The organism is Bacillus sp. WC2507, from assembly GCF_052656125.1.
In genome coordinates, this window is record NZ_JBQXPN010000001.1 from 3,392,041 (window position 1) to 3,411,395 (window position 19,355).

Here is a 19,355-nt window from a genome sequence, read left to right on the forward strand (position 1 = left end):
TCCTGCTCCTTTTAATTTACTGATTTTAGTGATACGAGTTGATAGTTTATTGTAGTTTTTCCGTTTCCCCACTCTAACTTTTGTATCATTGCACTACCAATTCTTTCTTCATTTGATTTATATAAAGGTAATATTTCTTGAACTGTAAATAAGTGATAACCATCCAATTTTAATTGAAATATGTTTTCTTCTATATGTAATCTTACTTCTTTTTCATTTGAAATAATTTTTGTGTGCATCTCAAATTTCATGATAGATACAACCCCTTTTTCTAATCTCTCTCTACATTATTAATAGTATATTGGCTATGCAAGATTGACAAGTAAATACACGGCAAAGTACATACTTTTCTATTTCTAAATGTTTTTATTTTTACATATAATACGGTATGTGAAATTTTGTTCGTTACAAAAATAAAAATGCCTACTGCGACATCTTTATTTTTGTATAAAGTCTTTCATTACATAATATAAAACTGTAATGAAAACGATTGCTACAAAAAAGGAAAATACTGCGACAATGTACCCATCCTTATTTAATAGAATGCAAAAAGAAATAGATATGATAAAAATCGGAAATACAAGCCGTACTTTATCCTTCACTTCCTCTGTCGTATCTGTATGATGAAAATACTGAGTTATCCCTATCATTAAAGAAGACAAAATAATCACCGCCAATAGTAAAGGTCCTGGCATTCCGATTTCTCCTTTCTCTATTTCTAATGAAAAGCAATTTTTCTTTCATTATACTCACTTCAAATACTCTATTCGAAGTGAGTATATACAATTTACACATATATAATAGCGTGTTTATCATGATAAATTCAAATAATTACAATTACAGTAATGTTGTAATATTCATTTTCAACCTCAGAAATCCTGCAAATATAACTCGTCAAAATATGCATTGGGTAAATTAACATATATCGCCAACTTTAGACAAAGTTTATAAAGGACATTTCAGTACGTATCAAGAATTAAGAATAAGAAGATATGTAAGGGAGGATGAATCATGACTGAACACGTTTTATTTTCTGTTAGTGAAAACGGCGTTGCATCAATTACTTTAAACCGTCCAAAAGCACTTAATTCTTTATCTTATGACATGTTACAACCAATTGGGCAAAAACTGAAAGAGTGGGAACATGATGAACGTATTGCGCTTATCGTATTAAAAGGAGCTGGTACAAAAGGTTTTTGTGCAGGCGGTGATATTAAAACACTTTATGAAGCACGTTCAAATGAAGTTGCATTGCAGCATGCGGAACGTTTTTTTGAAGAAGAGTATGAAATTGATACATATATTTATCAATATAAAAAACCGATTATCGCTTGTTTAGATGGAATTGTAATGGGTGGTGGTGTCGGTCTTACAAATGGTGCGAAATATCGAATTGTAACTGAGCGTACAAAATGGGCAATGCCAGAGATGAATATCGGCTTTTTCCCAGACGTCGGTGCTGCTTATTTCTTAAATAAAGCTCCAGGGTTTGCTGGCCGATATGTTGCTTTAACAGCAGCTATTTTAAAAGCTTCTGACGTATTATTTATAAACGCTGCTGATTACTTTATGACATCTGATTCATTACCAAATTTCCTTACTGAACTGGAAAGTATAAATTGGCATAAAGAAGATGATGTACATACTAATTTAAAAGAAGTCATTGGTACATTTGCAACTACTTCAAAATTAGAAAGCGAGCTTGCTCCTTCATTAGAAGAAATCAATTCACATTTTGCTTTCGATTCAATTGAAGAAATCATCCATTCATTGGAGAAAGATCAAAGCTCCTTTGCTTTAAAAACGAAAGAAACACTATTATCAAAATCCCCTATTTCACTAAAAGTAACATTAAAACAGTTTATTGATGGACACAATAAGTCCGTTGAAGAATGTTTCGCTACCGACCTTGTACTTGCTAAGAATTTCATGAGACATGAGGATTTCTTTGAAGGAGTACGATCCGTTGTAGTTGATAAAGATCAAAATCCGAATTATAAATATAAGCAGTTAAGTGATGTTTCAGAAGAAGATGTAAATCGGTTCTTTAACTTACTTAACGCATAAAGTGAAACTTTAATAAGTGGGGGTTCATCGCACGCTTATTTTTATCCCTCACCAATCGCCCGTTCATACGGGATAAAATCTAGGCTATATAGTCGTGTAATTACACGACTATATAGCCTCTTTCCTATTTAATAATTTTTAATAAAATTTAATTTTATTAAATCAAAATGTGTGCTACACTATTTTTAATCAAATATTCTAAAAATTAAAAAGGAGGAGCGACTATGATTGAAAATTTTTTTCTTTTCATCATTATGTCTATTTGTCTTATTATTTTACCCGGTCCTGATACTGCAATGGCCACGAAAAACACATTAGTTGCTGGTAAGATGGGTGGAGTGAAAACAGTATTCGGTACATGTGTTGCACTTTTAATTCATACTTTAGCAGCAGTGATCGGCCTTTCCGCACTTATTGTAAAGTCAGCTCTTTTATTTTCTATTTTCAAGTACGTTGGAGCCCTATATTTAATTTATATTGGTATTAAAGCCCTTTTAGCGGTGAGAAATAAAGAAGGCGTTGATACGAACGATATATCTTTGAATCATGAAAACGAGCATACTTCTTGTTTTCGCCAAGGGTTTCTTACGAATTTATTAAACCCTAAGATTGCAGTGTTCTTTTTAACTTTTTTACCGCAATTTTTAAATCCAAACCATAATACGTTTATCCAACTTCTCGTAATGGGCCTTACTTACCTCGTTTTAACAGTTATTTGGTTCGCTTTTTATATATTTTTAATTGATAAAATTAGTGCTTTTATGAAAAAACCGAAGACTCAACGTTATATTCAAGGGTTAACAGGAATCGTCTTAATTGGTTTTGGCATTAAACTAGCTTTTGAAAAAAGTAATTAACAAGAAGAAAAACACCACATCTTTAGAGTGGTGTTTTTCATTTAACAACTGATTTGTCTATCTACTCTTTATTAAAACCAGCGCTCAGTTACAACTTTTTTACGTGTATAGAATTGAACGCCATCTGTACCATTTGTACCTAAATCACCAAAGAATGAAGCTTTGTTTCCTGCAAATGCGAAGAATGCCATTGGTGCTGGAACGTTTACGTTTACACCGATCATACCAGCATCGATGTTATCACGGAATGTTTGTGCATGTTTACCATTTGACGTATAAATAACCGCACCATTTGCAAATTTAGATTGATTTGTTAGTTTAATACCTTCTTCTAAATCTTTAACTCTTACAATGCTTAATACTGGAGCAAAAATTTCATCTTGCCAAATTTTCATCTCCTGATTTACACCATCAAAGATTGTTGCCCCTACAAAGTAACCTTCTCCAACTTCTCCCTTAATTTTGCGGCCATCTACTAATAAAGTTGCTCCATCGGCTACACCGCTATTAATATAGCCTAATACACGCTCTTTATGAGATTCACGAATTAATGGTCCAACATAATTATCTTCGTGGAAACCGTCACCTACTTTTAGCTTCTTCGTCTCTGCTACTAGTACGTCGATGAATTCATCAGCAATTTCATCAACTACTGCTACTACTGAACATGCCATGCAGCGCTCTCCACTACTCGCAAATGCAGATCCAATTACACCTTGCACCGTTTTCTCAAGGTTGCAATCTGGCATAACAATCGCATGGTTTTTCGCACCAGCTAACGCTTGTACACGTTTCCCATGTTTCGTACCTGTTTCATATACATAACGAGCTACTGGCTCAGATCCAACGAACGAAACAGCTTGAATATCTTTACTTTCTAAAATGCTATTTACAACATCTTTTCCGCCTTGCACTAAATTTAATACCCCTTTTGGAAAACCAGCTTCATAGAATAACTCTACAAGTCGCTCTGCTAAAAGTGGCGTTCTTTCAGATGTTTTTAATACGAATGTATTACCACAAGCAATTGCAAGTGGGAACATCCATAATGGAATCATCATTGGGAAGTTAAACGGTGTAATACCAGCAACAACTCCAATTGGATAGCGCCAAATCGATCCATCGATGCCGCTAGCAATATTCGGTAGAGCTTGTCCCATCATTAAATTTGGTGCTGATGTTGCAAGTTCTACTGCTTCAATACCACGCTGCACTTCACCAGTTGCATCCGTTAATGTTTTACCATTTTCTAGCGTAATGATTTTTGCAAGCTCTTCTTTGTTTTCTTGTAAGAGCTGTAAATATTTATACAATTGTCTTGAACGATTCGGAACTGGTACTTTAGACCATGTTTCGTATGCTGCTTTTGCCGCTTCAACAGCTTTTTCAACATCTTCTTTCGGAGATAATGGAACGTAAGCGATAATTTTTCCAGTCGCCGGATTTGGAACTGCTTCTACTTCTGTACCAGTAGATTCTACCCACTCACCATTAATATGATTTTTCACTCGTTTAATTTCAGTTGTAATCATTATATTCTCTCCTTTTTTTATGGTGTATATAAGTCTATTATTTTTGATTAGAAATTAATTGTTCACTAACTTTCTTATATAAAGCAGCCATATCGTTTTCACCATATCCAGCTTCACTTGCTTCTTCATATACGTTTAATAGCATTTCACTTACTGGTAAGTGAAGTTCGCTTTCTTTAGCTAAATCAACTGCAAATCCTAAATCTTTCTTTAATAAATTCACAGTAAAGCCTGGGTCGTAGTTTTCAGATGCAATAAAACTTTTGTAATTGCGCTCATAAATTCTACTTTGACCGTAACTTACATTTAAAATATCAAACATTTTATCTAAATCCATATTGTTCTTTTTCGCTAATGTTAAAGCTTCACTCACACCAGCTGTATAGAAACCAATTAATAGATTGTTAATTAATTTAACAGTCGTACCGCTATCAATTTGTTCACTAACGTGGAAAATATTCGCGCCTAACACTTCCATGATAGATTCAGTTTTATCATATACCTCTTTTGATCCACCAACCATAAACGTTAATGTACGGTTTTCGGCTCCAATTACCCCACCACTAACAGGTGCTGCTAAAAAGTCTACTTTCTTTTCCTTTGCAGCTTCCTCTAACTGTTTGTTTAATTGAGGAGATACAGTACTTGTATCAATTAACACTACATTCGAGTGACTATTTTCAAATAATCCGTCTTCCCCAAAATATACAGCTTCAACAGCGCGAGGTGAAGGTAAACTTGTAAAAATCACATCGCATGTTTCTGCTAGTTTTGAGATTGATAAGCCGATAATTCCTCCTTCTTTTTCAAAGGAAGCTTCAACCTCTTTGTTTAAGTCCACTCCATATACTGTGTAACTTGATTTAACTAAATTTTTAGACATCGGAAGACCCATGTTACCTAAACCGATAAAACCAATCTTTTTCATATCGCTTTCCTCCTATTTACACAATATACTTTCCGCGATTTATAATAGCTTTCGCAATTTCTCTCTTTTTTGTAAATACGTTCGTGTATAAAGGTACTAATAATTGACGAATTTCTGCTAAAATTACGTGTCTATCTTGTTCTTTTGTAACAGCCGCTGAAAGTATAGAAATCGCTGCATCTTCTACTTTACGGTAGCCTTCTTCACAAATAACGTCAGTTATCATTTGTTTCGTACGCTCTTTCTCTTCACCATTTTTACTAATTGCTTTACTCGTACGTAAAAATGCTGATTCCATGACGTACACGTCCGTTAACATATTTGATAATACACGTGAATATTCTTGCTCTTGGTCAATTTTTAACTCTGGAGTTTTAGAGAGCGTTTTCAAAGATTGTTTCAACAATTTTTTCGCTAATAAAATGTAACGTTGGTTTCTTTCTACATTTGCTACATCAACTTCTACTTCTACTTCTACTTCAGTATCTTCTATTTGTTCCATTTGCTTTATTAACATTTTAGCAACTGTTAATCTATTAATTTCATTCGTACCTTCAAAAATACGACTAATTCTTGCATCACGATATAATCGTTCTACCTCGTACTCTTGCATATAACCGTAACCACCATGAATTTGTACAGCTTCATCTACGATATAACCAAGTGTTTCAGAAGCATTTACTTTATTCAGTGCACATTCAATTGCAAATTGAGACATTTTCTTCATAAGATCCTCATCACTCTCATGAATTGCTTCATCGATGACACCTGCTGTACGATAGGCTGCACTTTCTGCACCATATGTAGCAATAATCATATTTGCAATTTTCTCTTGAATCATCGTAAAGTCTACTAATTCTGTTTGGAACTGTTTTCGTTCTTTTCCATATTGAACCGACAAACCAATGGCTTGTTTTGCTGTTCCAATATTTCCAAAAGCAAGCTTTAGTCTAGCGAAGTTTAGAATATTAAGAGCTACATGATGCCCTTTTCCAACTTCCCCTAATACATTTTCAGCAGGGATGACAACATCTTCTAAAATAAGGGTAGCCGTTGAAGAACCTTTAATCCCCATTTTCTTTTCTTCTAGTCCAATGGATACACCTTCACATGTTCTTTCGACAATAAACGCTGTCATTCCTTTATTTGTCTTCGCAAAAACAACGTATACATCTGCCATATGAGCATTTGTAATCCACTGCTTCTCACCATTCAACTTCCAAGCAGTACCATCTTCATTTAATACTGCACTCGTTTTTGCACTTAAAGCATCAGAACCAGCATTTGGCTCAGTTAAAGCATAAGCCCCAATCCATTCTCCAGACGCAATTTTCGGCAAATATTTTTCTTTTTGTTCTTTCGTTCCGTAATATATGTAAGGCAATGTACCTACACCAGCGTGTATATTAAATGAAACGCTAAATGCACCAGCATATCCCATTTTTTCTGCTACAAGCCCTGAAACTGCCTTTCCTAACTCAAAACCACCGTACTCTTCTGGGACCTCGATACTTAATAATCCAAGTTCCCCAGCTTTCTCAAATAATTGACGAGAAACTTTATAGTTATGTTGTTCAATATTCTCCATTTGTGGAACAATTTCTTGTTTAACGAATTGTTCTGTCATTTTTGCGATTAAATCTTCATCTCCTGAAAAATCTTCTGGCGTAAAGAAAGTATGATTCACATCTTTATTAAGTGAAAAAAATTCATCCCATGGTAACTTCGTTTTCTCCATCTGAATCCCCCTATCATTTCGGCCTAACTTCCTACTACATATGCTCGTCTACGATGAGTGGAATATCTTATTTTTGAAAACAGAAGGCGATGAATTTTCACATCAAGCAGTTCGTTTTGCCAAAGATGTATTCTCATCGCCTTAGTTGTTTTATCTATTGATCCTCTGATAATACTGTTTTTGCAATTCCAGTATCTAATTCTTCAAAGTCATGATATGAAATTGTTTCATATAACTCACTTCTCGTTTGCATACTTGAAAGTGCATCTTTTTGAGAACCTGTTTCCTTAATTAAAGTAAACACATTCTCATATGCTTTCGCTGCAACACGAAGTGAAGTTACAGGATAAATAACCATTTGGAATCCCATATTTGCAAATTCCTCTGCACTATAATACGGCGTTTTCCCAAACTCAGTCATATTCGCAAGTAAAGGCGCATTTACTTTACTATTAAATAGACGGAACTCTTCTTCTGATTGAAGCGCTTCAGGGAATATCGCATCTGCACCTGCTTTTACATAGGCGTTTGCTCTTTCGATCGCTTCATCTAAGCCTTCTACACCGCGAGCATCTGTACGTGCCACAATATATAAGCTTGGTGCAACTTCTTTAATCGCTTTAATCTTTTGAACTAATTCTTCTGTAGTAACAAGTTTCTTACCATTCAAATGTCCACATTTCTTTGGTAATTGCTGATCTTCAATTTGAACAGCTGCTACTTTCGCTTCCATCATTTCTACTGCAGTTCTCGCTACGTTTAGTACACCGCCAAATCCCGTATCAATATCAACAAGAACTGGTAAATCTGTAGCTCTTACTAGATCCCTTGCTCTCTCTGCTACTTCAGTAGACGTCACGATGCCTAAATCAGGTAGACCTTTACTTGCAGTATAAGCAGCTCCTGATAAATAAAGAGCTGAAAACCCTGTATTTCTCGCAACTAAAGCTGCCATTGCATCATGAGCACCTGGAATTTGCAAAATTTCATTTGCTTCTACTAAAACTCGGAAGCGATTCGCAAGCTCTTCTTGTGTTGACTGTTTATTCACAACCCAAGCCATTTTAAATTCCCCCTATTAGTTAATTAAGAATAGATCTACAAATTCGTTTACATTCATATTTTCTAGTTTTTCTTCATTTAAACAAACTTCATGAATTTGTTCTTGTTGCTTACTAGAATAATGACCTGCCATATTTGCAGTGAATTTTTGAACAACTTTTGGAATTGCTTCGTCTCTACGGAAACGGTGACCAAGTGGATATTCACATTCCACGTTTTCTGTTACAGTGCCATCTTTGAAATGAACTTGAACAGCGTTGGCGATTGAGCGCTTGTTCGGGTCAAGGTAATCTAAACTGTACTGTTTGTTTTCAACAACAACCATCTTATTACGTAATTCATCTACACGTGGATCATTTGCTACTGTATCCTCATAATCATCCGCAACGATATCTCCTTTTAATAAACCAATTGCCGTAATATATTGTAAGCAATGATCACGATCAGCTGGGTTATTTAATGGACCTTCTTTATCAATAATACGAATTGCTGATTCATGAGTTGTAATTGTAATACGATCAATTTCATCTAATCTTTCTTTAATTTCCGGATGTAATTTCACAGCACATTCTGCAGCTGTTTGCGCATGGAATTCTGCTGGATATGAAACTTTAAATAATACATTTTCCATTACATAAGACTCTAACGGTCTTGCTAACTTTAATTCTTGTTTATTGAATAATACATCTTGGAATCCCCAGCCTGGTGCAGATAATGCTGTTGGATAACCCATTTCACCTTTTAGAGCAGTCATTGCAAGATGAACACCGCGGCTTGTTGCATCACCTGCTGCCCATGATTTACGTGACCCAGTATTTGGAGCATGACGATATGTACGAAGACTAGAATTATCAATCCACGCATGTGATAATGCATTAAAGATTTCTTCACGTGTTCCGCCAAGCATTTTTGCAACTACAGCAGTTGTTGCTACTTTTACGTATAATACGTGATCAAGACCAACACGGTTCAAACTATTTTCTAAAGCAAGTACACCTTGAATTTCGTGTGCTTTAATCATCATTTCTAATACTTCACGTACTTTTAATGGTTCTTTTCCTTCTGAAATACGAACACGGCTAATATAATCTGCAACAGCTAAAATTCCGCCTAAGTTATCAGATGGATGTCCCCACTCTGCTGCAAGCCAAGTATCGTTATAGTCTAACCAACGGATCATACATCCGATATTAAATGCACCTTTCACTGGATCAAGTACATATGACGTACCTGGTACACGTGTACCATTTGGCACGATTGTTCCTGGTACAACTGGTCCTAGTAATTTCGTACACTCTGGATATTGAAGTGCTAAAATACCGCATCCAAGAGTATCAAGTAATACGTAACGAGCAGTACTGAATGCTTCTGCACTTGTTACCTCTTTATTTAATACATAATCCGTAATTTCTTCTAATAATGCATCTTTTTGTTTAATTTCATTTGTTTTAATCATGCTATTCTTCCCTTTCTGTCGAAAATTCGTTATTATTAATGATGGGTGTCGGTCAAACACCCATCTGGCGGGCGGCGCTAACAACTCCCCAGTTGTTCTTATTTACTAAGCACATGTCGCTCGCCAATATAATTTACACGTGGACGGAACAATCGATTGTTCGCATGTTGCTCAATTACGTGCGCACATAGTCCCACTGTTCTAGAGCTAAAGAAGATTGGTGTGTAAAGTTGAATTGGGATACCAAGCATCCAATATACTGGAGCTGCATAATAATCAAGGTTCGGATAAATTCCTTTTTCCTTCTCCATAATCTTTTCTCCAGCTTCACACATTTCATATAGTGTATAATCACCTTTTACATCACATAACTGCTTTAAAGCTTCCTTCATCATCAGTGCTCTTGGATCCATCTTCTTCATATACACTCGATGTCCAAACCCCATAATTTTTTCTTTGTTAAATAGTTTCTTCTGTAATAACTCTTCAAACTTCTCAACATTACCAGCTTCTAAAAGCATGTACATAACCGCTTCGTTTGCACCGCCGTGTAAGCTACCTTTTAAAGATGCAACTGCACCTGTTAAAGCACCATATAAGTCGGATTGCGTTGATGCAATAACGCGCGCTGTAAATGTAGAGTTTGGCATTTCATGCTCACTATATAATACAAGGGAACGATCAAAGATCTTCTCCTCAAGTTCAGTCGGTTTTTTACCTGTTAACATATAGAAGAAATTCGCACTATATGATAATTCCTTAAGAGGTTCGATTGGGTCTTCATTATTTAAAATATGATAGCTATTCGCTACAATATTTGGTACTTTACTCAATAATTTGTACCCGCGGCTTTTGTTTACTTCTAACGAGCGGTTTTCGATATCATTATCGTAACCAGCTAATGCAGACACACCTGTACGCAATCCATCCATCGGGTGCGTTTCTTTCGGTAATGCCTTTAATACGTTGAATACACCTTCTGGTACCGCGTATTCCTCTTTTAATTTCTTTTCAAGTGTTGCTTTTTCATCCTCATTCGGTAGATGTTCTTCCAATAAAAGGTGCACAATGTCTAAATACTCTTTTGTTTTTGAGAGTTCGATTAAATCATACCCTTGAATTACAATTTCACCTTTCACCGTGTCAAGAAACGAGATCTTCGTCTCCGCTGCCACTATACCATCTAATCCCGGGGAAAATTTTTCTTTAGCTTTCATCATTATTTCCTCCAATCCTAATAGATCTTCGTGCACATAACTGTAAGCCTTTACAATATTGTGAAACTACATTTCTATTTCAATGTATCAGAGTTTTTAGAAGATTTCAATTTATTTTATAATGATAAGTTTCCTATACTTTTACCGATGTAACAATACAATTTTTCAAAAATAACTTTCATATTTTATAAAGAAAGGACAGACTTCTTTTCGTTTTTATTAAAACAAAATATAAGGATACTCCAACAAATCCCGCAGAATATATCATTCTCCCTATTCTATTAAGAAAATAAAAAAACGAGCTGTACACATGCACAACTCGTTTCTACATAATATTTATTTCACTATCTCATCAATATAATTCTTATATAAAACTTATTTATTTTCAAAAAAGTTATTATTTTACATAATTAAATTAAATTTCTTACGTTTCCACGTGATAACCTACAACTAAATGATAGTTTTGAAAGTGCTAAGGATCATCAACATTCACAAAAAAATAGAATGTCTTCTTCCTCAACTGACACAATTTCCCCATCTGGTTTCCTAGAAACTATCCCTAAAGAATATCCAGGCTGAATTGGACTATTATCATGCTATATTCGTAATTCTTCCTTAAACCATTGTAAATCGTCATGTTCAATTAAAATTTTCATCTTTGTTCCTCTTGTTTACCCAAATTCTTTTTTACCTAATCGCTGTTTTACAAAAATGACAAAAATAATGAAAGCGATTAGTCCTGAAATTGCACTACCTGCAAATAAAATACGGTAACCGAACATTTGCGAAACAACTCCAAGTAAAATCGCACCCAATCCAATCCCTAAATCAAATGCGGTAAAGAATGAAGCGTTAGCAACTCCTCTTTTACTCGGGTCAACAATTGTAAGCATCGCTGCTTGCAAAGCTGGTTGTGCTGAGCCAAATCCAATACCGTATAATATCGCCGCAATCATTACACCCGTCAAACCATTTGAAAGAGTTAATACAACGATAGCTAAAATAGTAATGCATAATGCTGGGAGTATGATGAATACTTCTCCAAATTTATCTAATAATTTCCCTGAAATTGGTCTTACAATTGTTAAAGCAACCGCATATACAAGAAAGAATGTCCCCGGATTCACATCAATTGACGATGCAAATAGCGGTAAAAACGTCGTAATCCCTCCATATGCAAATGATAAAAAGAAAACAACAATTGTAATGGATAATACGGATTTTTCAAACAGTTGCATTTTCCCTTTTTCTTTTTGTGGTGTGAATGACATTTTCGTCATGAACGATAATAGGACTGCCATAAAGGATAAAAGAGTTGCTAACAAGAATAGACCATGAAATGAATAATTTTGTACCACCGATAATCCAATCATCGGGCCGATTGCCATCGCAATTGTCATAGCCATCCCATACCATCCCATACCTTCGCCGCGGCGTGAATCTGGAATAATATCAGTAATCGCTGTTCCAACAGCTGTTGTAGAAACAGCCCATGTTACTCCGTGAATAACACGTAAAACAGCTAAAAGTATAATAGTAGACGCTAAATTATAAGCATACATCGTTAGCCCAAAAAAGATGAGTCCGAAAATAATAAAAGATCTTCTACCATATTGATCTAACATTCCTCCGATAATTGGTCGTATTACAACTGCTGCTATTGTAAACATCCCCATCATAAGTCCAACTTGTGATTCATTGCCACCTATCTCTTTAATAAAGAGCGGAAGTGTTGGAACAAGTAAATAAAATCCTGTAAATAAAAATAACATTGCGAAAGTCATTTGAATAAATGATTTCGTCCATAATCGTTCCATTAAAATTCCTCCATAAACACGTAAGTTATTGCAATTAACACCTCCATTTTACATTTTCCCGGTCACTTTTCCCTCCGTAAATAGACGTATCTTTTTATAATAAATGGTCTACAATCAATTTAAATTGGTCTTACAACTTTATACGTATACCTTAGCCTAAAGTCCTATCTATATGTACCTTTATCTGTGTGAAAAGAATATACTACTGTTATTATCACAACTTAGGAGTGATTATGTTATGTGGGTATCTTCAAGAGTAACTGCCGTAGTTCCTTCGACTCCTGGGATACACGTTCCCGCCACTCATACAGCTAGTTCCGATGTCGGTATTGAACTTCCCGCAACTTGGCAACAATATCAAATTCCCGGTCAAGTTACCCCCTCATTTTGGCATCATGGCGCACATCCAAGTAGTACTACCTTTTACAACCCCAGTTATACTCCATTGCCTCCGACTCAAGTCTTTTATCATTTTCCATCAATTTATTTTCAAAATTTCTATGGTACTTTTAACATTTAAATTTAAACGATAAAAAAGCACTTAAGATTGTAATGTTTACAAATCTTAAGTGCTTTTTTGTACTTTTTATAAAATTTTCTTATTGCCCATTATTAGCAGGGGCCTCTCCTGCATTCCCGCCAGTATCTGGTTGTGTCGTCGCTGGTGGAGTTGTATTACCTTGCCCCCCTCCATTATTTGCTGGAGGTGTCGTATTTCCTTGACCTCCTCCGTTATTTGCTGGAGGTGTCGTTCCTTGACCTCCTCCGTTATTTGCTGGAGGTGTCGTTCCTTGGCCTCCTCCATTATTTGCTGGAGGTGTCGTTCCTTGGCCTCCTCCGTTATTTGCTGGAGGTGTCGTTCCTTGGCCATTTCCGTTATTTTGTTCATTTTGTTTCTTTTGTTCTTCTTGTTTCTTTTGCTCTTCTAGTTTCTTTTGTTCTTCTTGCTTCTTAAGTTCATCTTGTTGCTTTTGTTCTTCTTGTTTTTTCAGTTCTTCTTGTTTCTTTAATTCTTCTTGCTTTTTCTCTTCTTCAGTTTTTTGCTGTTGATCTTGTTTTGGTTGTTCCGTTGTATCCGGTACGCTCGTATTTGGAGAAGAATCACGTTTTTCACCTTTTATACGTAACTCACTACCTTCTTGAATAACAGTACTTGGCATTTTAAAGCGTGATTTATCTGTAGCCATTTCACTCATCATTTCTTTAAAGATCAATTGTGCAATTTTCGTATTTTTACTACTAATATACTCGTCTTTACCATCTTTCATATACCCAGTCCATACTGCCATCGTATATTGCGGCGTATAACCTGCAAACCAACTATCACGAGTTGCACTTTCTGGAATATTAAATTTCGCTAATTGTTTTGAATCATAGTTTGTTGTACCCGTTTTACCAGCTACATCTAAAGAACTAATATTTGCCGCTGTACCAGTACCTGATGTCACCACTGAGCGAAGCATATCAGTAATCATATATGCTGTAGAGTCAGCTATAACTTGTTTTGGTTTTTGTCCAAAACTTTGTGACTTTCCGTCTGGATAAACTACTTTCTTAACAAAATGCGGTTTCGTATACTTTCCACTATTACCAAATGTCGCATAAGCACCCGCTATTTCAGTTGGTGATACTTCGTTTGTACCAATAGCTGTAGATTCTGCCGGCGCTTTATTAAATGTAATACCTAATTTCTCAGAGAATTCCTTCGATTTATTAAGTCCTACTTCTTTTGCAGTTTTAACTGCTGGAACGTTACGTGACATTTTTAACGCTTCACGCATAGTAATTGGACCTAAATGACTTCTGTCCGCATTTCGAAGTTCTTGTCCAGTTGAATATTTAAATGGAGAATCATCAATTTGATGATAAGTAGCCCATTTTAAGTATTCAATTGCAGGACCGTAATCAAAGATCGGCTTCATAGTTGAACCGGCTGCACGATCTAATTCAATCGCCATATTATGCCCTTTAAATACTGCTTTATTTTCACCACGACCACTGCCTATAGCACGAACCTCACCTGTTTTCGTATCCATAAATGTGAAAGCACCTTGGAATTTCTCATTTGGATAATCAATAATATTTGTATTTAAAATATTATCAGCCAACTTCTGTGCTTTTGGATCCAATGTTGTATGAATTTCTAAACCGTCAGATCCAATATTTACATCTGGTATTTCCTTTTCTACTTCTTTCACTACTGCATCCATAAATGCAGGATATGGCATCGCTTGTAGCTCAGCTGCACTCTTAATATTTTTATCCACTGGTACTTTCGATGCTTCTTCCATTTCTGCCTTTGTAATATAACCATGTCGGTTCATTAATTTTAGTACAACATCTCTTCTTTCTGTTGCCCTTTGAACATTTTCTGGTTTCGATGGATCATAGTTATTTGGTGCTTTCGGTAAACCTGCAAGCATCGCAACTTCTGGTAATGTTAAATCTTTCAATTCTTTACCATAGTAGTTTTGTGCTGCTGTTGCAATTCCATATGAACGATTTCCTAAATTAATTTTATTTAAATACATTTCTAAAATTTCATGTTTTGAATATTGTTGTTCTAGCTTATAAGCTAAATATATTTCCTGAACCTTACGTTTTGATGTTTTTTCCATCGATAAGAAGTAGTTTTTAATAACCTGCTGTGTTATCGTACTTCCACCTTGTGAACCGTAATCTCCTTTAAGACTTACCAAAACAGCACGGGCAGTACCTTTAAAGTCTACTCCGCTATGTTCGTAAAAACGTGCATCTTCTGTTGCTAAAAATGCATTTTCTACTAATTTAGGAATTTGATCATACGTAACATTCGTCCGTTTTTCTTTCCCGTATTCATATACCAAATCGCCATTTTTATCATAAATTTTTGAGGATAACGGATTAACAAGTTTTGCTTTCTCAAGTTTTGGTGCATCCTTAATCATTACGAAAAAGGTAGCAACCCCCCCCACTAAACCAATAATACCAAGTAATAAACAAGTAATTAAAAACTTGCGAAAGAATGATGTTTTACCTTTTGGTTTTTGTGTTTTAGAAGCTGGCTGTTTTTTCTTTTTAACTTGTCGTCGCTCCTCTCGAGAACGATAATTTTCTGACATGTTACTTTCTCCTGCCTTTCAATTCTCCCGTTGATTTACTTCAAAATATTGAGGTCACTTTCTAAAATAAATTTAATTCAGAAAGTATATTGACCTGGAGCATTCAATATTTTCCCAATTCACAGATTATAAATTTTAGAATACTTCTTATACAAAGTATTTTCACTTTTATTTTCCCTAATAATGCTGCCCCTTTAAGCATAGAATGTAAAAAGTGAATTTTTAATACCTCGTATAAATAATATACCTTTTTTTCAAATGGTCAATATTTTCTTATTTATAAATCAAAGGTGAAATAAAAATAGCACAACGATATGTACTTCGTGTGAACTTCCTTATAATTACGTATAACGAACATTTAATATATTGCATATAAGTATAATACCTCTTTAATTATAAGGATTTCAACACCACAACCTCAACATCTACAAGAAATTATTAAAAATGAAAAGTGAGGAGTTGCGCAATGATGGAACTATCTCCCGTGATTTCAAAAAATATAGTTGCTGTTGGCTATAATCCTTTTTCTATGATTTTACGCATCCAATTAAAGAATGCAATGTATGATTTCTTTGACGTGCCTGAAAACATTTACACCGGTCTATTAAACGCATACTCTAAAACTAATTATCACAATACTTATATTAAAAATTCTTTCCGCTACACTAAAATTTAAACTTCAACAGCATAAAAAAGAAAGGAGGTAGTCCCCCCTTTCTTTTTAAAATAAATTCACGACTCAGCTATCTTCTATTCCTCTTATTAATTTCATCATATGCTTGAATTTGTTTTTTTAAACGCCGATCTGCTTTTTTATCATGTACAACTAATATCGCATGTATAACCCCTGGAACCCAAAATATTAATGTTAATATGAAATTAATTATTGCTTGAACTGGTTTTCCACAAAATAATACGGCTACAGGTGGTAGAAGAATTGCCAATACATACATCATCTCTTGAAAACTCCTTTTTTGTATTTTTTATCTCTCTTCTTTTCATACACTAACAAAACCAATTATTTTTTGTCTTTCATAAATTTCAATTAAGCATGAAAAACTTTTCTACTCTTATATATATTCTATTCATATACCCAAAAACCTACTACTTCAATCTTACCACTTATGTAAAATTGAAATTTCTCTACCTTTATTAAACGAGCATTTTCATATTTTTATTTTTTCTAATCTTTCTTCGTTCTCTATTATAGTTAATCCAATCGCAGAAATAATAGTTCCTATTGCTTGTATCCAAATACCAATGAGAGCTATTATCCTCTCGTTCTTTTTATTAATCATATGATCTTCATTTTCTATTCCATTCTTCGATACATTAACAATACCTTGATACGCTTGAAGTCCAGCGCCTAAACTTTGCAGAGAATTGCCTAGTATTATAATTCTCTGTATTGCTTTCATCTCCAGCAAAGCTGCTTCTACTCCTAAAAAAGCTCCAATTGATTGTAAACTGTTTCCGACAATTATGAGAAAATCATTCTCTTTCAATTGTTCATTTATATTAAAATATGTTCCTATTACATTTGATATATTCCCTAATGCTAATAACTCAATGCCCATTTTATCAAGCATTTCACTTTTATTCTCCAAACAAATATTTTGATTTTCTTTTTCACCTTCATCTTCGGTATTATTACTCGCTATAATTTGTAATATATACCCGAGGGCTTGTAATGAGCTTCCTACAATTACAAGATCCGATTCAACTTTCTCTTCTCCGATAAACCCTCTTGTCGTCCCAATAGCCGCTGTAAGATTTCCTCCTACTTGAAACCATGCTCCTGTCACCTTTAAACCGCTTGGATTCATTCTGATCACCTATTTAGAAATTTTCTAGTGCTTTCGAAATACACAAATGGTATCCTTTATCCCATATTTATTTTCTATATGTAATTTTGTGCATTCTATAATGTATTAATCATATAAAAAAGCACCTTTAAGGTACTTTTTTATACATGGTGTGTGCACTAAAAATATGCTAATTAAAAAATACTTATACAATTCAATAAATATTTACATACAATCTGGACATGTCAATGAAGCCCCATTTTTATCTATTGTTATATTCAATATATATTGTATCGCATAATGTGACCAAATTTCAGGTGTGGGTGATTCTTTTACATACTGTGGTGCACATGAATACAGCATTGGGGTGCTAATACTTCCGCCCGGATCTAAAGCCACAACAGCCATACCATAGGGCAATTCAAGTGCCATAGATTTCGTGATACCTTCAATTGCAAACTTTGAGGCACAATATGGCGCAAGCTCAGCTTCCCCCTCTCTCCCCCAACTAGAACTCATATTAATAATAATTCCTTCTTTCCTAGCTACCATCGCTGGGACAAACGCTCTTATTACATTTACTACACCGTTTACGTTTACATTCATTATATTTTCGAATTCTCGAGCGGTTATTTTCCACAATTGTGCATTTTTATTAACAATCGATGCATTATTTATTAACAAATCAGGTGCTCTATGTCTGTTGAGTATATAATTTGCCCAACTACTTACTTGTTGAGAATCTGAAACATCAATTATTTGAAAATCATGTGTATTACCGTAATATTTTTTCAGTTCTTCAATTTTATCTTTTGAACGTCCACAGCCATATATATTCCATCCCAATTCATGAAATCGATCAACCATTGCACGGCCTAATCCTTGTGTCACTCCTGTAATAATTACAATCTTTCTAATGTCGTTTCGCGTCACGTACCTCTCCTCCTTTACAACATTGTACACTCTTCCTTTTCATTCAGCCATTTACTAAAGTATCAACTCATTTCATACTTTAGTAATAGTTTTTATATAAACAAAAAGAGTAACCATAACAGTTACTCTTTCTTATATATCAAAAAAATCATTATTTATTTTGTTATTGCTTTTAAATTTTAGCTTCTCTTTTCTGCATTTTAATAAAACTATATTTATGTTTACAGTGGGATTCATTCGAAAAAATTTTATACCATTTTTTCAACATAGAACAGTTCACCTCTATGTAAGAATCTTCATCTAGTCTTATTACATACTTTTATATAAATTCTCAATCTCATGTTGCAACTTTTGGAATTGTTCAAAATGCATAGTGATAGATTGACTGTTACCATAATCAACACTATGCTTCACAAATAAAACACCAGTGTCATGAAAAATTGCTTCCAGTTCTTTTCTGATGGATACTTTCATTATATGTGCTGTTTTAATAGCCGATATAATTGCAATTTCATTAAACTTTAATTTTATTTCATTTGGACAAAATGCTTCTTCAATCAATATAACTTCATTGCTATAAATAAGTGCAACAAGATTACTTGATTTTGCATCTGTTAAATCTACTTTTTTTATAACATTATTCATTACATTTTGCCTCCTCTGATTTCGTATATATTAATTATACAATTGTTATTTTTGATTACTCAGCCTTACATAAATTTTAACATACTTTTATTGTGGGATTAAGCTACACTTCAAACGTTTTACTATTCCACAATTTTTGTTACATGAACCATTTGGACTATAAGGCCATATAGTAGTGTTAACAAATGATTGTAAAG

18 protein-coding genes and 1 pseudogene are annotated in these 19,355 nt (G+C 34.4%); 4 read left to right on the plus strand and 15 right to left on the minus strand.

Annotated elements, in window-relative coordinates; all coding sequences use genetic code 11:
- Window positions 1-11: 11 nt before the first annotated feature.
- Both ACUN28_RS17980 and ACUN28_RS17985 read right to left on the minus strand, forming a co-directional pair.
- Window positions 12-251, minus strand: coding sequence for a DUF2584 family protein (locus ACUN28_RS17980; RefSeq protein ID WP_016087970.1), 240 nt, complete (start codon window positions 249-251; stop codon window positions 12-14).
- 186 nt (window positions 252-437) lie between these two features.
- The gene (locus ACUN28_RS17985) at window positions 438-695 is read right to left on the minus strand and encodes a hypothetical protein (RefSeq protein ID WP_016087971.1); all 258 of its coding nucleotides are present in this window, start codon (window positions 693-695) and stop codon (window positions 438-440) included.
- 316 nt (window positions 696-1,011) lie between these two features.
- On the opposite strand from ACUN28_RS17985, the gene ACUN28_RS17990 reads away from it, so the two are divergent.
- Window positions 1,012-2,067 carry an enoyl-CoA hydratase/isomerase family protein gene (locus tag ACUN28_RS17990; RefSeq protein WP_016087972.1) on the plus strand — a complete coding sequence of 352 codons (1,056 nt, stop codon included), beginning with the start codon at window positions 1,012-1,014 and terminating at the stop codon, window positions 2,065-2,067.
- Window positions 2,068-2,291: 224 nt separating this feature from the next.
- Entirely contained in the window at window positions 2,292-2,924 is a 633-nt protein-coding gene (locus tag ACUN28_RS17995; RefSeq protein ID WP_016087973.1) for a LysE family translocator, read from the plus strand.
- A gap of 71 nt (window positions 2,925-2,995) precedes the next feature.
- Here the strand turns inward: ACUN28_RS17995 and ACUN28_RS18000 are convergent, their stop codons facing one another.
- From ACUN28_RS18000 to ACUN28_RS18035, 8 genes and pseudogenes are all read right to left on the minus strand, one after another.
- Window positions 2,996-4,456, minus strand: a complete 1,461-nt coding sequence (locus ACUN28_RS18000) for a CoA-acylating methylmalonate-semialdehyde dehydrogenase (protein ID WP_016087974.1) — start codon at window positions 4,454-4,456, stop codon at window positions 2,996-2,998.
- A 37-nt stretch (window positions 4,457-4,493) separates the two neighbouring features.
- Entirely contained in the window at window positions 4,494-5,384 is an 891-nt protein-coding gene (locus tag ACUN28_RS18005; RefSeq protein ID WP_016087975.1) for an NAD(P)-dependent oxidoreductase, read from the minus strand.
- Window positions 5,385-5,400: 16 nt separating this feature from the next.
- The gene (locus tag ACUN28_RS18010) at window positions 5,401-7,122 is read right to left on the minus strand and encodes an acyl-CoA dehydrogenase family protein (RefSeq protein ID WP_016087976.1); all 1,722 of its coding nucleotides are present in this window, start codon (window positions 7,120-7,122) and stop codon (window positions 5,401-5,403) included.
- Between the two features lie 154 nt (window positions 7,123-7,276).
- Complete coding sequence (gene prpB / locus ACUN28_RS18015; protein ID WP_016087977.1) at window positions 7,277-8,185, minus strand: methylisocitrate lyase; 909 nt, start codon at window positions 8,183-8,185, stop codon at window positions 7,277-7,279.
- Between the two features lie 15 nt (window positions 8,186-8,200).
- On the minus strand, window positions 8,201-9,640 hold the full coding sequence (prpD, locus tag ACUN28_RS18020; protein ID WP_016087978.1) for a 2-methylcitrate dehydratase: 1,440 nt from the start codon (window positions 9,638-9,640) through the stop codon (window positions 8,201-8,203).
- Window positions 9,641-9,738: 98 nt separating this feature from the next.
- Window positions 9,739-10,860, minus strand: coding sequence for a citrate synthase (gene mmgD, locus ACUN28_RS18025; RefSeq protein ID WP_016087979.1), 1,122 nt, complete (start codon window positions 10,858-10,860; stop codon window positions 9,739-9,741).
- Window positions 10,861-11,329: 469 nt separating this feature from the next.
- Window positions 11,330-11,513, minus strand: a pseudogene (locus ACUN28_RS18030) (HesB/YadR/YfhF family protein).
- A 15-nt stretch (window positions 11,514-11,528) separates the two neighbouring features.
- On the minus strand, window positions 11,529-12,674 hold the full coding sequence (locus tag ACUN28_RS18035) for an MFS transporter (RefSeq protein WP_016087980.1): 1,146 nt from the start codon (window positions 12,672-12,674) through the stop codon (window positions 11,529-11,531).
- Window positions 12,675-12,912: 238 nt separating this feature from the next.
- Here ACUN28_RS18035 and ACUN28_RS18040 point away from each other — a divergent pair, with 238 nt between their 5' ends.
- A complete protein-coding gene (locus ACUN28_RS18040) occupies window positions 12,913-13,194 on the plus strand; it encodes a hypothetical protein (protein ID WP_016087981.1) in 282 nt (93 codons plus the stop codon).
- A gap of 79 nt (window positions 13,195-13,273) precedes the next feature.
- Here the strand turns inward: ACUN28_RS18040 and ACUN28_RS18045 are convergent, their stop codons facing one another.
- Window positions 13,274-15,775, minus strand: a complete 2,502-nt coding sequence (locus tag ACUN28_RS18045) for a transglycosylase domain-containing protein (protein WP_016136678.1) — start codon at window positions 15,773-15,775, stop codon at window positions 13,274-13,276.
- A 466-nt stretch (window positions 15,776-16,241) separates the two neighbouring features.
- Between ACUN28_RS18045 and ACUN28_RS18050 the strand changes: the two genes are divergently transcribed.
- Window positions 16,242-16,451 (plus strand): KTSC domain-containing protein, encoded by a 210-nt coding sequence (locus tag ACUN28_RS18050; RefSeq protein WP_016087983.1) that lies wholly within the window; start codon window positions 16,242-16,244, stop codon window positions 16,449-16,451.
- Between the two features lie 67 nt (window positions 16,452-16,518).
- Here ACUN28_RS18050 and ACUN28_RS18055 read toward each other — a convergent pair whose 3' ends face one another.
- The 4 genes from ACUN28_RS18055 to ACUN28_RS18070 form a co-directional block, all read right to left on the minus strand.
- The gene (locus ACUN28_RS18055) at window positions 16,519-16,731 is read right to left on the minus strand and encodes a YqaE/Pmp3 family membrane protein (protein WP_016087984.1); all 213 of its coding nucleotides are present in this window, start codon (window positions 16,729-16,731) and stop codon (window positions 16,519-16,521) included.
- Window positions 16,732-16,941: 210 nt separating this feature from the next.
- The gene (locus ACUN28_RS18060) at window positions 16,942-17,601 is read right to left on the minus strand and encodes a DUF6944 family repetitive protein (protein WP_016087985.1); all 660 of its coding nucleotides are present in this window, start codon (window positions 17,599-17,601) and stop codon (window positions 16,942-16,944) included.
- A gap of 204 nt (window positions 17,602-17,805) precedes the next feature.
- Entirely contained in the window at window positions 17,806-18,513 is a 708-nt protein-coding gene (locus ACUN28_RS18065; RefSeq protein ID WP_016087986.1) for an SDR family oxidoreductase, read from the minus strand.
- A 309-nt stretch (window positions 18,514-18,822) separates the two neighbouring features.
- Window positions 18,823-19,158 carry a hypothetical protein gene (locus ACUN28_RS18070; protein ID WP_016087987.1) on the minus strand — a complete coding sequence of 112 codons (336 nt, stop codon included), beginning with the start codon at window positions 19,156-19,158 and terminating at the stop codon, window positions 18,823-18,825.
- Window positions 19,159-19,355: the final 197 nt, after the last annotated feature.